Source organism: Polynucleobacter kasalickyi (genome assembly GCF_900176405.1).
Lineage (GTDB): Bacteria > Pseudomonadota > Gammaproteobacteria > Burkholderiales > Burkholderiaceae > Polynucleobacter > Polynucleobacter kasalickyi.
Genome location: NZ_FWXJ01000003.1, coordinates 168,986 through 183,034, shown reverse-complemented (window position 1 = coordinate 183,034; position 14,049 = coordinate 168,986). Strand labels below are relative to the sequence as shown.

The window sequence follows — 14,049 nt, the reverse complement described above, 5'->3', positions numbered from 1 at the left end:
ATAGGGATATGAGAGAACAAATTACCTTAACTGAGTCTGAGTTATCAAGGGTTATCGAGATGGCATGGGAAGATCGAACTCCTTTTGATGCTATTCAGATGAGTTTTGGGTTATCAGAATCCGATGTAATTGACCTTATGCGCAAAGAAATGAAGAAGACATCTTTCAAGATGTGGCGTAAAAGAGTAACTGGCCGAGGAACTAAACACTCAGCTCTTAGAGATCCATCTATAACGCGCGCATATTGTCCTACGCAATATAAAAACAAATAATCTTGTTTATTTCTTAATGAACTGTTCGATTACGAAGCAGGATCAATAGTTCACATTCACACACATTTATAACAATCACTTTTAAAAGGTTTTCAATGAAATTATTAACTTCTGAAACACTAGGAAAAATTCAAATCAGTAATCGCGTAGTGATGGCACCGCTCACGAGAATGAGATCAGATGAAAATGGCGTTTTAAGCCCCTTAGCAACCGAATACTATCAACAAAGAGCAAGTGCCGGTTTAATCATCACTGAGGCGACTCAAATTGCACCGATTGGAAAAGGCTATCCTGGAACTCCTGGTATTCATTCAGCAGAACAAGTTACAGCTTGGAAAAAGGTAACAGAAGCAGTTCATGAGCATAAAGGTAAAATTGTTTTACAACTTTGGCATGTTGGACGTATTTCACATACATCGCACCATCCAGAAGATGGGTTGCCGGTTGCTCCCTCAGCCATTCGCCCGAGTGGTCAAGTGTATACGGCACAGTGGCAATTAGAAGACTATGAAACACCACGTGCGATCGAAACATCTGAAATCAGCGCGTTAATCGAGTCATTTAAACACGCTGCAACCTTGGCAAAAGAGGCGGGCTTTGATGGTGTTGAGGTCCATGCAGCGAATGGCTATTTGTTAGACCAATTTTTACAAGATGGTTCTAATCAACGTACAGATGAATATGGTGGCAGTATTGAAAATCGCTGTAGATTGCTCATGGAAGTCTTAAATGCGGTTACGCAAGTATGGGACTCAGAGCTTGTTGGCGTCAGAATTTCTCCTTATGGCACATTTAATGATATGAGTGATAGTGACCCAGTCGCGTTGTTCACTTATCTAATTGGTCAATTGAATGCTTTAAACTTAGCCTACCTGCATCTCATTGAACCCCGTTCAAGTTCAGCTGGTGGTAACGATGATGTTCTAGAAGATGCACCAAGTACATCCACTTTGTTCAAAAAATTGTTTAAAGGAAAAGTGATGATGGCTGGTGGCTATAATCGTGAATCAGCTGAAGAAGCGGTGATGACAGGAAGTGCTGATGCGGTGGCATTTGGTAGGATTTATATTTCAAACCCCGATTTGGTGAAAAGATTTGAGTTGAATGCGCCTCTAAATAAATATAATCGTGGAACATTCTACGGTGGTGCTGAAGTAGGCTATACAGACTATCCGTTTTTGGCAACAGAGTAATTGAAATCGTTAATTTTTAGAAAAAAGGTTACCCATGAAAGCAATTCCTAAGGACATTTATTCAGCATTTATTTTGCAGGGCGAGCCTCTCCTTGCTGGTAATACTTCTGGGAAGCTTCATGACTTAAGCTTTGGCCTTAAAGATGTGTTGGATGTGGCAGGATTCCCAACGACTTTTGGGAGTCCTGATTGGACGAGTACCCATCCAATTGCGAGTGAAACTGCTCCTATCGTTACGCAATTATTGAATGAGGGTGCAAACCTAGTTGGCAAAACCCATACAGATGAGTTGACCTACAGTATTTTGGGCATGAATGCCCATTTTGGTACTCCAGTAAATCCACTGAGTCCAAATCGAGTTCCAGGCGGATCATCCAGCGGTTCTTCTGTTGCAGTTGCAGGAAAGTTAGTCGATTTTGCGATTGGAACGGATACTGGTGGTTCGGTACGAATCCCAGCCAGTTTTTGTGGAATTTATGGTATCAGACCAACACACGGAAAAATTTCCTTAGCCCATGCAAGACCCCTTGCAAAAAGCTTTGACACATTAGGTTGGTTTGCCCGAGATACCCAAACTCTTTTAGACGTCGGCAAAGTCTTACTGCAAGGTGAAGCGGCCCCCACAACAAATCCAAAAATCCTAGTGCCAAAACAAGCTTTAGCAGTTTTGTCAGATGAACTCCGAGAGCTATTCGTGGCGAAGACTACAGCAATTTTCAAAGACTTTGACTTAGAAGAAGTGGATTTGGAATGGATGCAATTACGCCATTTTGCTGAAACATTCCGCATCATTCAAGCGAGAGAAATTTGGCTTGAGTACGGCGAGTGGGCTAGCCAACATTTGGAAAATTTTGGACCAGGCATCAAACAACGATTTTTGATTGCTAAAGAGATTTCAGAAGAAGCTGCTAGTAGCGCAAGAATTGAGCGTCAATCTATTCAAAACAAATTAAATCAAATTTTAACTCCTAACACGATGTTCTTGGTTCCGACCGCCAGTAATCTCGCTCCGTTACTAAATAGTTCACAAGAAGAACTGGAACAATTCCGCAAAGATACCTTTCAATTAGTTTCTATTGCAGGTCTTGGTGGGTTGCCACAAGTGAATATTCCAGCGTTCAATGTCAATGAATGTGGCTTTGGTATGTCTCTGATTGGACCTCAGCATGCTGATTTACAGATGTTAGAATTTATCCAAAAAAACCTCAATTTTTAACGGATACTAAGCACTAGAAATACTGTTGATTCTTTCGATGAGTTGTTCAAGGATAGCGCCATTGGGTTGAGTAAGCTCATCAAGAATCGTATAGTGATTCTTAAAGGGTATATTAGTAAATATACCTGGGGCATTTAACGTTTTTCTATAATCAAAGTAGTTCTGAGATTGGCCTTGCATTTCTGGTAATTCATCACTACCAACATAGACATCTAAAATTTTTTCTGGGTGTTGAGGAAGTAACATTGGAGAATTTCTGCGAGATGCCTCCTCATCTAATTTTAGTTGATCATTGACGTAGCAAAATCTCATTGGATCGAGGTCATAAATCCCACTAATCGCGGTAACACCCAAAATATTTTCATCATTCATCTGCATACTTGCAAGGTGGGCACCAGCAGACCAACCGATTAACCAAACCTTTGGTTGAATAAAACCATCGTTTTTAAGCAAGTTAATCGTTGAACGGATTCCGTCTTGAATATCCTTCACAATTTGATCCATCGTCACTGAGGGTGCAAGCCGATAGCCAAGCATCGCCACATTAATCTTTTTCTCTAACAACGCGGGGACAATAAAAGCAAAGTCATCTTTTGATCGCATTTGCCAAAAGCCACCATGAATAAAAGCAACGGTTGGGGCATTCTTATTGGCTAGATAAAAATCAAAGGCAGGAAAATCATCCCCTGCATATGGGATGTCAGCTTTATATGCAAGCGTATTTTTTACATCATTACTTGATAGTTGCCAAGCTTGAATGATTTCAGCGCTGTTAGGGACAGCCTTTGAATTATTGTAAGCAGCGTCTAATTGCGATTTTGTAAGATTTTTCCACATGATGTGATTCTATGAATTAGGTTGATGAGAGAAAGCCTTCTTGCACTAAAAAATATCACACCTTTCAACTTGGTGCACCAAAATGAGTCACGCTGGTGCAACTAAAAAATTACTAAAACTTAGATACCTAAAATTGGTAAATCAAATTTAACCTATCTCTTCGAGGATTTATATGGAAATCAATTCAACGTTAAAACGAAAAACATTATCCCTTATCGGTAAGTCTAGTCTTGTTACAGCAATAGCAGGAATTGCACCGCAGGTATTATCTCAAGAGAAAAAGTTAACGATTGGATATTGGCCAATTGCCGCAGGACTACCATTTTTCGTTGCCATGGAGAAAGGTTTCTTTAAACAAGCTGGGCTGAACGTAGAGGCTGTGAAATTTGCCAGTCCTAATCAAGTCGTAGATGCCATGGTTGCCGGTAGGATTGATGGTTGTGCAAACGGTGTTGCTATTACTGCATTAGCACTTGCAGATGCTCAGATGCCTGGTTCGATTAAGTATACGTGCATGAATTTTGCTAATGAAAAATATATCTTGGACCAATTTATTGTCCCGATTAATTCTCCAGTTACTCTAATTAATGAGTTAGGTGGCAAAAAAGTGGCTTGTGGACCTGGCATCAATAACGTTACTTTAACGAAGGCCATCTTACAAGGAAATGGGATTACTAACGCACAGGTTATTGAATTACCGATTACTCAAATTCTCCCTGCATTAGCTAGTGGTCAAATCGATGCCGCCTATGTGTTAGAGCCATCAGCAGTGATTGGTAAGCAGCAAAAAATATCAAAATCAATTGGCGCAGGCGTGGTGTCTAAATATGTTCTCGGGGATAACTTGCCTTGGTTTGGTGGTGCAGCGGCGCTTCTATCCAAAACCTTCAAAGAGAAGGCAGACATGGTGCCTAAATTTTTAAAGGGATATGCCAGTGGTGTTGAATATGTGCGTAAAAATGGTTTAGAGGCGAATCAATATTTAAAAGGTTATACAGCGATTGATGGTGATTTGGCGAAAGAAGTACCAATCAGTGGATACGTGACTTATGACGAGGTCAGAGCCAATGATGTGAAAGCTCTGCAACGATTATTTGATGTCTTCGCAGATAGAAAGGTTTTTGAAAAACCCATTTCTGCATTGAACCTTCTCTATAAACCAACTTAAGAATCTCTAAGACAATGCCATTTCGATTTAAAAATAAATTTTTGCCGTTCATCGGTCCCGTTCTACTCTATCTTTTGTGGAACTTGGCTTTAACTGCGAAGTGGATACAGCCCAATTTGTTACCCCCTCCTGATGTAACTCTTGCCTACATGATGAAGTCGTTTGCAACAGGGGTAATTTTTCAAGATTTATGGACGACCATATTACGAACTGTGTATGCCTTTCTAATCGCAGCGGGTATCGGGGTTCCCTTGGGTGTTCTGCTGGGTAGTTCTGTGCAAACCTATCGAAGTGTTGAGTTTTTGATTGATTTTTTTAGGTCAACTCCCTCCTCAGCATTAATTCCGTTATTCATGTTAATTTTTGGCATCTCAGATATTAACAAGATAGCAATTGCTGCTTTTGCTGCCTTCCTTGTCATTCTATTTAATTGCGCATATGGAGTGATGAATGCGAAGAAGACTAGATTAATGGCGGCTAAGACGATGGGCATCAGAAAATTTTATATTTTTAAAGACATTTTAATTATGGAAAGTCTTCCACAAACCTTTGTCGGCCTGAGAACAGGAATCTCTATTGCCCTCGTTATTGTAATTGTCGCTGAGATGTTTATAGGTTCTGAGAATGGTTTGGGTCATCGTATCATTGATGCCCAACAAGTTTTTAATATTAAGGAAATGTACAGTTCCATCTTAGTCACAGGCGCTTTGGGATACTCTTTAAATATTATTTTTATGTTGATCGAAAAGAAACTCATTCATTGGAGTGGTAAATCATGATGACGCAACAAGCTCCGAGAAATCATGTCTCTATCAAGGGGCTATATAAAAGCTTTGCTAAAGCGCCTTTGTATGAAGATTTCAATTTAAATATTCTTCGAGGCAAGATCGTATCCATCTTTGGTCCGAATGGTTGTGGTAAATCCACCCTCATTAATATGATTTCTGGGATTACTGAAATTGATTCCGGTGAAATTTTATTTGATGGGAAGACCTTAAAACAAACTACCATTGGTTATGTCTTTCAAAACTATCGAGATGCATTATTTCCCTGGATGACTTCTTGGGACAACATTGCTTATCCTTTACGAAGGGCAAATTTATCAGAAGATAAAGTCAAGAAGCGAGTTGGCGAATTATTCGAACTCTTTGATATTCGGTTTAATCTCAAACTGTACCCCTACGAACTTTCTGGCGGACAGCAACAAACTGTTTCTATCATGCGTGCTTTAGCCCCTGAGCCAGAGGTATTGTTTTTGGATGAGCCATTTTCTGCACTAGATTTTGAAATGACCTTGTTCATCCGCGAAAAATTACAAGAGGTGAATTTAGCCTCAGGTATCACGATGATGATTGTTTCTCATGACTTGGAAGATGCGGTGTTTTTAGCAGATCAAATTTTGTTACTAACTAGGCGTCCCACGAGAATAGCTGCATTACTCGACTTTGACTTGGAAAAGCCAAGATTAGCAGAAGCGATCAGTGATCCAAAGTTTATTGCTATGAAATCGCAAGCTCTTGAAATATTCCAGCGAGAAATGAAAGCTGGTAGCGGATTGTAATATCCTATTAAATTCAGTGAAAATTAAATAATTGGAGTTGTTTTGATTAATACCTTATGCGCCAATAATGGCATGGCCACTGCGCCTCATCATTTAGCAAGCCAGTCTGCTCTGAAAGTCTTACGTGATGGAGGGAATGCAATTGAAGCGATGGTTGCTGCTGCTGCAACTATTGCAGTTGTTTATCCGCACATGAATAGTATTGGTGGAGATGGGTTTTGGTTAATCCTAAAACCAAATGGCGAACAAATTGCCATCGATGCTTCTGGAGCTGCTGCAGGAGGAGCGAATATTGAGTCTTATCTGAATCGCGGACTGACAAAAATACCATTCCGTGGAGCCATTGCAGCAAATACAGTTGCTGGTACGATTTCAGGTTGGCACAAGGCTTTGGAAGTATCAACCTCGATGGGTGGTAGTAAGCGTCTTGATCAACTGTTGCAGGATGCGATCAATTATGCCCAGGATGGTTTCCCTGTGACTGAGGGTCAAAGTGACCTTACCAAAAATAAACTATCTGAGTTAAAAGATATTCCTGGCTTTGCCGAAACATTTCTAGTTGGAGGTGAACCACCGAAACCAACTAGTATGATGACAAATCGCCGCTTGGGACAGACTTTAAAAAAACTTGCTAGTCAGGGACTCGATAGTTTTTATCGAGGCGAATTAGCACAAGAGATTGCAAAGGACTTGTCAAAAGTCGGCTCACCGGTAAGCTTAGAAGATCTGAATAATCACTTTGCCAAAATCAACCAACCATTGCATTTGCAACATAGCCTGGGTGATTTATATAACGTACCACCCCCTAGTCAAGGATTAGTCTCATTAATTATTCTAGGATTATTAGATCGAACGAATTTAAAAAATGTGCAAGTTGATTCAGCGGACCATGTTCACCTCGTTGTTGAAGCCACAAAGTTGGCTTTTAAAATAAGAGATTCAGCCATTACAGATCCGCAATACATGAGTCAAAATGCTCAAGAGTGGTTAGGGAAAGACTGTTTGGATGAGTTAGCGCAATCCATCCAAATTGAAAAAGCGATGGCTTGGGGGGAAGGTAAAGGACCTGGCGATACGATTTGGATGGGAACTACGGATAAAGACGGTTTAGCTGTTTCGTTTATTCAAAGTATTTATCACGAATATGGCAGTGGGATTGTCCTTGAGTCTACTGGGATCAACTGGCAAAATCGTGGCGCTTCCTTTAGTTTGGATAAAAATCATATCAATGCACTTTTACCGAATAAGAAACCCTTTCACACCTTAAATCCTGCGGGCGCAAGATTGAAAGATGGTCGAGTCATGGTTTACGGCAATATGGGCGGTGATGGTCAACCGCAAAGTCAGGCCGCTGTATTTACTCGATATGCCGTTTTTAACCAATCACTTCAGACAGCGGTGACAGCACCTAGATGGTTGTTAGGCAGAACCTGGGGGCAGAGTTCAGATACCTTAAAACTGGAAAGTCGTTTTCCAGATACTGTCTTCGAAGCATTGAAAGCACGTGGACATGATGTAGAGAAAATGGGCGTATTTGACTCTGCGTTAGGCCATGCTGGTGCCATTGTACGACTGCCTAGTGGCGTTTTGTTAGGAGCTACTGATCCGCGTGCAGATGGTGTTGTAGCCGCGTTCTAAATTACCTTGCCCGATATTTATTTGCCAAGTAGGAACAGACAATTAACTGTACCTGATGGTAGAAAATAATGGGCAACATAATCAATCCAAGGCCTGGGTGGGCACCAAAAATTAATTTAGCCATCGGGATACCTGAGGCTAAGGTTTTTTTCGAACCACAAAATACGGCTGCGATTTCATCCTCAGTATTAAAAGCCATCGCTTTAGCTGCATATTTAGATAAGTACAAAACGATGATTAATAAAATCAGTGCCCCTACAAAGGCTTCCACTAAAACATACACACTGTTATTTCTCCAGAGCCCAGACTCTACTGAATCACTGAAGGCATTAAAAATCAGCATTAAGATGACGAAGCGATCTAAATTTGAAGTGTAAGCCTTATATTTAGTGTATTGCTTAATTAAAAGTGGTCTTAATAATTGCCCTAAGACGAGGGGTAATAAAAGTAACTTTGCAATTCCTAAAATAGCATCTGGTAGAGATAAGCTGCCACTGTCTTCGCCTGATAAGAGATGAACAATAATTGGGGTTAAAACGATACCAATTAGACCAGACAAGGTTGCATTAAAAATAGCGGCTGAAATATTACCCTTTGCAATTCCGGTGAGAGCCACTGAAGAGGAAACGGTAGAAGGTAGGGCGCATAAATAAACAAAACCTAACAAGAGATCATTAGGTAGCCAGCCTTTGACAAAGAAATTAGCAATAAAGTAAATGATGGGGAATACTAAAAAGGTAAAAGATTGAACCACTAAATGAATCCGCCAATTGAGCATGCCACTTTTAAGATTGTCTAAAGAAAGTCCCATACCGTGCAAGAAGAACACAAGACCAATACCGATTCCAGCAACTTGATCAATATGTAAGCTGCCGCCAGACTTGCCTACTAAGGGGAATAGTGTTGCGAGTCCAATGGCTAAAAACATACAACTCAGGAACCACTCTTTTTTTACAAATTTAGAAACGGTAGAAATAATGGACATAGGCTCTCAGGGGGCAAAGGTTTACTTGATAGTGCTTATTATAGCTTTACTGGATGGTCAAAAAAGGACCGAAGATGCCCTCATATAGAGCGTTAGCGTATGATTAAGCAGAATTTATAAAATTCCTTTGAAAGTGAACTTTGTGCAATTAAGTAAAAAACAATATTACATTTCTATTGCGATGGCTAGTTTGGGAGCTGTTTTATTTTCGGGCAAAGCGATTTTAATTAAATTAGCCTATCGTTACGGCACCACATCAGAGGTTTTTTTGGCCTTGCGCATGGCCATGGCCTTTCCGATATTTTGGCTCGTTTATTTTTTTTCGAAAGAGAGAATAGGTCAATCTAAATTATCAATCAAAGAAATATTTCAAGTGGCGGGCTTAGGCTTTTGCGGATATTTCTTTTCAAGTTACGTTGATTTCTTGGGGTTGCACTATATCTCGGTAGGTTTAGAGAGAATTATTTTGTATCTAACTCCCGCAATCGTCGTTATATTCTCCTACTTCATCTTAAAAAAGAAGATTACAAAGTTTCAATGGATATCGATGATAGTTGGTTATTTAGGCGTCACGATGGCATTTTTTCATGATGCAATGACGAATGGCCAAGCTGCATGGATTGGCATGGGTTTAGTATTTTTAAGCGCTTGTCTGTACTCGGGATATTTAATCTTTGCTGGTGAAATTGTTAAAAAAGTTGGTAGTATCCGTTTAGTTACCTTTGCGAGTAGCTTTTCAGCACTCTTTAGTGTGATACAAATGATCTTTCATCAACCGCAGACCATGCTTGAACAAGTGCCAAACGTTTACTGGTTAAGTCTGATTAATGCGGCAGTCTGTACCGTAATACCAATGATGTTCATCATGCTTTCAGTGCGAAGAATTGGTTCCGCTCTCACATCACAAGCTGGCATTTTAGGACCTTTATCGACCATTTTCATGGGGTGGTATTTTCTAGGCGAAGAGATTACCTTTTTTCAAATCTGCGGCTTATTTTTAGTCGTTATCGCTATGTGGTTACTCATGAGTAGCCAAAACCAAAAACTCACCGACTCAGACTAAGTGATTGTCCTAATAACTATTTAGCTAAAAAGTTTTATAGTGGATAGGATTCAAACAAGATTGTTTGAAAGCGATTTGAGGATGAACGATTGTCGACTCTAGCTATGAGAATTACAAATATTTTGGGGTTCATTGGATTATGTGTAAGTACACTAGTTCAAGCCAATCCATTGGCAAATTCTGAGTTAAAAGATGCTCTTGTGATAGAAAAATTAGCCACATCTTACCAATCGAATTGTAGTCATTGCCATTCTGGTAACGCCCCTAGTGCACCTCAAATCAAAGATTCTAAAGATTGGGCTAAAAGACTTAGTGCTGGATTCAATCATCTTTATGACTCGGCGATCAATGGCATTCCAAATACTGCGATGCTTGCCAAGGGTGGACATGCTGAACTATCCAATGAAGAAATAAAAAATTTAGTGCACTATTTGCTCTTAATGGCAAAGATTGATTCGAAAGTCATTCAAGCAGCTCTCAGGTATGATGAGCTAAAAATTAAAGACGTAGAATTTATTTCACTTGATCAGGCAAGATTAGGTTATTTACAAAAAAAACATGTGGCAAAAGTTGAACCTTATTTTGTCCAGTTTGATCAATTCAATATCTCGCAGAACGGACGAATGAGTGAAACAGAATTTCTGAAAATGAGGACTGATTTACAAAGATTCCAAAGAGCTACGAAGTCCGCTGATGATGAACTACAGAATAATATTTTGAATCGTTTATCTCAAGTAAAAGGAATGCCTCCGGCAGGTATTCGAGTGGCAGTACAAAGTGGTAACGTTACCATTCATGGCGTTGTAGGAGATAGTGAAATTTTGAAACGTGCATTTAGTGCAATACGTTGGATACCTGGAATTCAGCAATTAGATAACCGCCTGATGACTGCAGAAATGATGGCATTCGATTAGGTTTGAGTAGTGTTTAAGCCTTAATAAATTAATAATGGAGATACGCGATGAGTTTAATGAGTCCTGAAGAGATAGCTTCCCTAGCGCCTGCTGAATCTTCTATTTTTCCTGCACCTATTCCAGTGCAATGTGTTTCGAGTGATGAGTTTATGCCACAAGCGCAAACACCGAAACAAAAAGAATATGAGAATCGTGTGAAGGCGTATGGCAAAAATCTTGCTGAAAAACATGGCATGGCACGCAGAGCCTTTTTTAAATCGGCATCTGGGATGGCGACAGCTTTTTTAGCCATGAATGATACTTATGGACCTATTTTCTCTGTGTCTGAAGCAGAGGCTGCCACCCCCGAAATGGCAAATGAGAGGGCGAGTAGTCTTAAGGGCCAATTCATTATGGATATGCATACGCATTTCTTACGGGACGACACAAAAATTCAATCCTTTCTGCAACAAAGAATGGCTGTTGGTAAAGCAGGTTGGAATCCGGCCTTAGTTGATAAACCCCAAACCATTGAAGACTTAAAGTTTGCAAATTATCTGAAGGAAATGTATTTAGATAGCGATACTAAAGTTTGCTGTATCAGTGGTGCACCCTCAGAGATTGTGGGTGATTGGTTTTTGACGAATGACATGAAAGTAAATGCCAGAGCAACGATTAATTCGATTGCTGGCTCTAAAAGAGCATTTGCTCATGCAATTTTCACACCAGGCTACGATGGTTGGTTGGATGAAATAGATCGCGCAATTGAGGTTCTAAAGCCTGACTCTTTTAAAGGCTATACGATTGGTGATAACACGCATAAAGACTTATCAAAACATCCTTGGCGGCTGGATGATGAAAAACTTGTGTATCCAGCATATGAAAAATTTGTCAAAGCAGGTTTAAAAAATGTTTGTATTCATAAGGGCTTGTTTCCACCATCAGTAGAGAAGAGATTCCCCCACCTATTGAATCACGTGAATGTTAGTGATGTTGGGAAGGCCGCCAAAGATTGGCCTCAACTGAATTTCATTATTTATCATGGCGGTTATCGTTATGCCGGTGGCGGAAAAGCCGAGGATGCATGGGAACAATTTGAAAAAACGGGTAGGATTGACTGGATTACAGATTTAGCAGAGGTCCCTGCAAAATATGGCGTAAAAAATGTCTTTGCAGATGTGGGTCAGTTATTTGCTCAAACAACGATTGTTGATCCACGATTATCTGCTGTCATGATGGGGCAATTAATTAGGGGGCTTGGGCAAACCAATGTCGTCTGGGGGACAGATGCGATTTGGACAGGTTCACCGCAATGGCAAATTGAAGCCTTCCGTCGTTTAGAAATTCCTGAAGAGATTCGGAAAAGATATGGTTATAAACCACTCGGTGAAGCGAATGGCCCTGTAAAAAATGCAATTTTTGGTGAGAATAATGCGAGAATTTACAACTATTCAACTGTGCAACGAGCCGAGTTAGCAGGAGACAAGATACTACTAGCAAAAAACATTTATGAAAAAGATGGGCCAAATAGAACGAACATGTCTTATGGTTATGTAAATTTAAATAAGGCAAGTGCTTAAAATTAGGTAATATATAAAAAAAGATTCAACCCAACAAGGAGACTTTCATGTATCGAATATTCAGCAGAGTAGTTGCACTTCTCGCAACCAGCTTATTTCTCATCTCATGTACGCATTTCAACGCAAATGATGTAAATGTTCAGAAGATTTATGAAGATGGAAAAAATTTAAATGACTGGAATTTAGTCGGAAATGCAAATTGGCGACTACAAAAAGGTTCTATTCAGGCAGACTTTTTATCTAGTAAGTTACCCAGCTACTTAGTGACAAAAACTAAATCTAAAGACTTCCATATTTATACGGAGTTCTGGGCTGATAGTCAAACGAATAGCGGGGTGTTTATTCGCTGCCAAAATCCAGAGAAAATTGATGCTGTGAGTTGCTATGAAGTAAATATTTGGGATGCAAGACCTGATCCATCTTACGGTACTGCGGCCATTGTGGATGTTGCCAAAGTAACTCAGCCATATCCTAAAGCGGGTGGACAGTGGAATACCATGGAAATTACTGCGAATGGTAGCAACTTAATTGTGAAATTCAATGGGGTTGAAACAGTGAATACCCAGAATGATAAATTAAAAGATGGATTTATTGCCTTGCAGTATGGCAGTGGCATTATTAAGTTTAGAAAATTTTACATGAAGCAATTGAATTGATGATGATGAGAGCCGCCACGTACCACCAGTTTGGTAAAGCTGAAGATGTTTTAAGAATTGAGCATTTAGCGATACCTAAAGCTGGGCCCAATCAAGTAGTCGTTAAGATGTTTGCTTGTGGGATGAACCCCTCGGACACAAAACTTCGATCAGGAACCTCTCGCCAATTAACGGATAGTTGGCAAATACCTAGTAGCGATGGTGCCGGAATAGTGCATGAACTTGGTTCGGGTGTGCCGAGTTTTCATGTTGGGCAGAGAGTATGGGTATTCAATGCAGCGTTTTTGAGGCCGAATGGTACTGCTGCTGAGTACTGCCTAGTAGAAGATTGGATGGTGGTACCCCTGCCAGACACTTTGAGTTTTCAGGAAGGTGCTTGTCTTGGAATTCCTGTGATGACGGCTCATCGTTGTTTGTTTTCGGATGGAGAGTTACAGGGTAAGACGGTTTTGGTGGCAGGTGGTGCTGGTGTCGTAGCTCATTATGCGATTCAACTCGCTAAATGGGGCGGAGCGACTGTCATCACCACGGTGAGCTCAGATGAAAAAGCCCACCATGCGACTCTAGCTGGGGCGGACTATGTGATTAACTATAAAAAAGAAAATGTTGCATACAGGGTTGATGAAATAACCGGCCACCAAGGGGTTGATCGCATTGTGGAAGTAGACTTTGGGGCTAATTTGCACTTGAATGCACAAATTTTAAAACCTGGTGGTGTTAGTGTCATGTACGCCTATGTGGCGGCCCCAAACATGCCTCTACCAATACCAGCGTTGATGTCCAAAAATATTACGCTCAAATTTACTCTGATTTATACAATCACACCTGAACAAAGACGGCAGATTCTTTCAGATATCAAGGTTTGGATTGCCGCTAAAAAACCCATATTCGCAATTGCTCATGAGTATCCATTAGAAGAAGTGGTTCAGTCACATTTAGCGATTGAAGGTGGCCAGAAAATCGGCCATATCATACTAAATATATGAT

At 40.3% G+C, this 14,049-nt stretch carries 14 protein-coding genes; 12 read left to right on the top strand and 2 right to left on the bottom strand.

Going from position 1 to position 14,049, the window contains the following annotated elements:
• Nucleotides 1-8 precede the first annotated feature (8 nt).
• The 3 genes from B8983_RS04250 to B8983_RS04240 all read left to right on the top strand — a co-directional run bounded on the left by B8983_RS04250 (nt 9) and on the right by B8983_RS04240 (nt 2,681).
• Nucleotides 9-272 carry a TIGR03643 family protein gene (locus tag B8983_RS04250; RefSeq protein WP_084282882.1) on the top strand — a complete coding sequence of 88 codons (264 nt, stop codon included), beginning with the start codon at nt 9-11 and terminating at the stop codon, nt 270-272.
• Nucleotides 273-367: 95 nt separating this feature from the next.
• The gene (locus B8983_RS04245; RefSeq protein ID WP_084282881.1) at nt 368-1,465 is read left to right on the top strand and encodes an alkene reductase; all 1,098 of its coding nucleotides are present in this window, start codon (nt 368-370) and stop codon (nt 1,463-1,465) included.
• 34 nt (nt 1,466-1,499) lie between these two features.
• Nucleotides 1,500-2,681 (top strand): amidase, encoded by a 1,182-nt coding sequence (locus B8983_RS04240; protein ID WP_084282880.1) that lies wholly within the window; start codon nt 1,500-1,502, stop codon nt 2,679-2,681.
• A gap of 6 nt (nt 2,682-2,687) precedes the next feature.
• Here the strand turns inward: B8983_RS04240 and B8983_RS04235 are convergent, their stop codons facing one another.
• Nucleotides 2,688-3,518, bottom strand: a complete 831-nt coding sequence (locus B8983_RS04235; protein WP_084282879.1) for an alpha/beta hydrolase — start codon at nt 3,516-3,518, stop codon at nt 2,688-2,690.
• A gap of 172 nt (nt 3,519-3,690) precedes the next feature.
• On the opposite strand from B8983_RS04235, the gene B8983_RS04230 reads away from it, so the two are divergent.
• From B8983_RS04230 to B8983_RS04215, 4 genes are read left to right on the top strand one after another with little or no spacing between them, the layout of a single operon-like run.
• Nucleotides 3,691-4,686, top strand: a complete 996-nt coding sequence (locus tag B8983_RS04230; protein ID WP_084282878.1) for an ABC transporter substrate-binding protein — start codon at nt 3,691-3,693, stop codon at nt 4,684-4,686.
• Nucleotides 4,687-4,700: 14 nt separating this feature from the next.
• The gene (locus tag B8983_RS04225) at nt 4,701-5,465 is read left to right on the top strand and encodes an ABC transporter permease (RefSeq protein ID WP_084282877.1); all 765 of its coding nucleotides are present in this window, start codon (nt 4,701-4,703) and stop codon (nt 5,463-5,465) included.
• Complete coding sequence (locus tag B8983_RS04220) at nt 5,465-6,247, top strand: ABC transporter ATP-binding protein (protein WP_084282969.1); 783 nt, start codon at nt 5,465-5,467, stop codon at nt 6,245-6,247. Before B8983_RS04225 ends, B8983_RS04220 begins: the two co-directional genes overlap by 1 nt.
• A gap of 42 nt (nt 6,248-6,289) precedes the next feature.
• Nucleotides 6,290-7,885 carry a gamma-glutamyltransferase family protein gene (locus tag B8983_RS04215; RefSeq protein ID WP_084282876.1) on the top strand — a complete coding sequence of 532 codons (1,596 nt, stop codon included), beginning with the start codon at nt 6,290-6,292 and terminating at the stop codon, nt 7,883-7,885.
• 1 nt (nt 7,886) lies between these two features.
• Here B8983_RS04215 and B8983_RS04210 read toward each other — a convergent pair whose 3' ends face one another.
• On the bottom strand, nt 7,887-8,870 hold the full coding sequence (locus tag B8983_RS04210) for a bile acid:sodium symporter family protein (protein ID WP_084282875.1): 984 nt from the start codon (nt 8,868-8,870) through the stop codon (nt 7,887-7,889).
• Nucleotides 8,871-9,012: 142 nt separating this feature from the next.
• Between B8983_RS04210 and B8983_RS04205 the strand changes: the two genes are divergently transcribed.
• The 5 genes from B8983_RS04205 (at nt 9,013) to B8983_RS04185 (ending at nt 14,048) form a co-directional block, all read left to right on the top strand.
• Complete coding sequence (locus B8983_RS04205) at nt 9,013-9,933, top strand: DMT family transporter (protein ID WP_084282874.1); 921 nt, start codon at nt 9,013-9,015, stop codon at nt 9,931-9,933.
• Nucleotides 9,934-10,022: 89 nt separating this feature from the next.
• Nucleotides 10,023-10,847 carry a c-type cytochrome gene (locus B8983_RS04200; protein WP_143736090.1) on the top strand — a complete coding sequence of 275 codons (825 nt, stop codon included), beginning with the start codon at nt 10,023-10,025 and terminating at the stop codon, nt 10,845-10,847.
• A 47-nt stretch (nt 10,848-10,894) separates the two neighbouring features.
• Entirely contained in the window at nt 10,895-12,406 is a 1,512-nt protein-coding gene (locus tag B8983_RS04195) for an amidohydrolase family protein (RefSeq protein ID WP_084282872.1), read from the top strand.
• Nucleotides 12,407-12,453: 47 nt separating this feature from the next.
• Nucleotides 12,454-13,062, top strand: coding sequence for a 3-keto-disaccharide hydrolase (locus B8983_RS04190; RefSeq protein WP_084282871.1), 609 nt, complete (start codon nt 12,454-12,456; stop codon nt 13,060-13,062).
• The gene (locus tag B8983_RS04185) at nt 13,062-14,048 is read left to right on the top strand and encodes an NADPH:quinone reductase (protein WP_084282870.1); all 987 of its coding nucleotides are present in this window, start codon (nt 13,062-13,064) and stop codon (nt 14,046-14,048) included. Before B8983_RS04190 ends, B8983_RS04185 begins: the two co-directional genes overlap by 1 nt.
• The last annotated feature ends 1 nt before the right edge of the window (nt 14,049 follow it).

Bases quoted from the DNA above. Each gene is read 5' to 3' on its own strand.
- B8983_RS04250 (WP_084282882.1), top strand. From the start codon at position 9: ATGAGAGAACAAATTACCTTAACTGAGTCTGAGTTATCAAGGGTTATC.
- B8983_RS04245 (WP_084282881.1), top strand. From the start codon at position 368: ATGAAATTATTAACTTCTGAAACACTAGGAAAAATTCAAATCAGTAAT.
- B8983_RS04240 (WP_084282880.1), top strand. From the start codon at position 1,500: ATGAAAGCAATTCCTAAGGACATTTATTCAGCATTTATTTTGCAGGGC.
- B8983_RS04235 (WP_084282879.1), bottom strand. From the start codon at position 3,518: ATGTGGAAAAATCTTACAAAATCGCAATTAGACGCTGCTTACAATAAT.
- B8983_RS04230 (WP_084282878.1), top strand. From the start codon at position 3,691: ATGGAAATCAATTCAACGTTAAAACGAAAAACATTATCCCTTATCGGT.
- B8983_RS04225 (WP_084282877.1), top strand. From the start codon at position 4,701: ATGCCATTTCGATTTAAAAATAAATTTTTGCCGTTCATCGGTCCCGTT.
- B8983_RS04220 (WP_084282969.1), top strand. From the start codon at position 5,465: ATGACGCAACAAGCTCCGAGAAATCATGTCTCTATCAAGGGGCTATAT.
- B8983_RS04210 (WP_084282875.1), bottom strand. From the start codon at position 8,870: ATGTCCATTATTTCTACCGTTTCTAAATTTGTAAAAAAAGAGTGGTTC.
- B8983_RS04195 (WP_084282872.1), top strand. From the start codon at position 10,895: ATGAGTTTAATGAGTCCTGAAGAGATAGCTTCCCTAGCGCCTGCTGAA.
- B8983_RS04190 (WP_084282871.1), top strand. From the start codon at position 12,454: ATGTATCGAATATTCAGCAGAGTAGTTGCACTTCTCGCAACCAGCTTA.
- B8983_RS04185 (WP_084282870.1), top strand. From the start codon at position 13,062: ATGATGATGAGAGCCGCCACGTACCACCAGTTTGGTAAAGCTGAAGAT.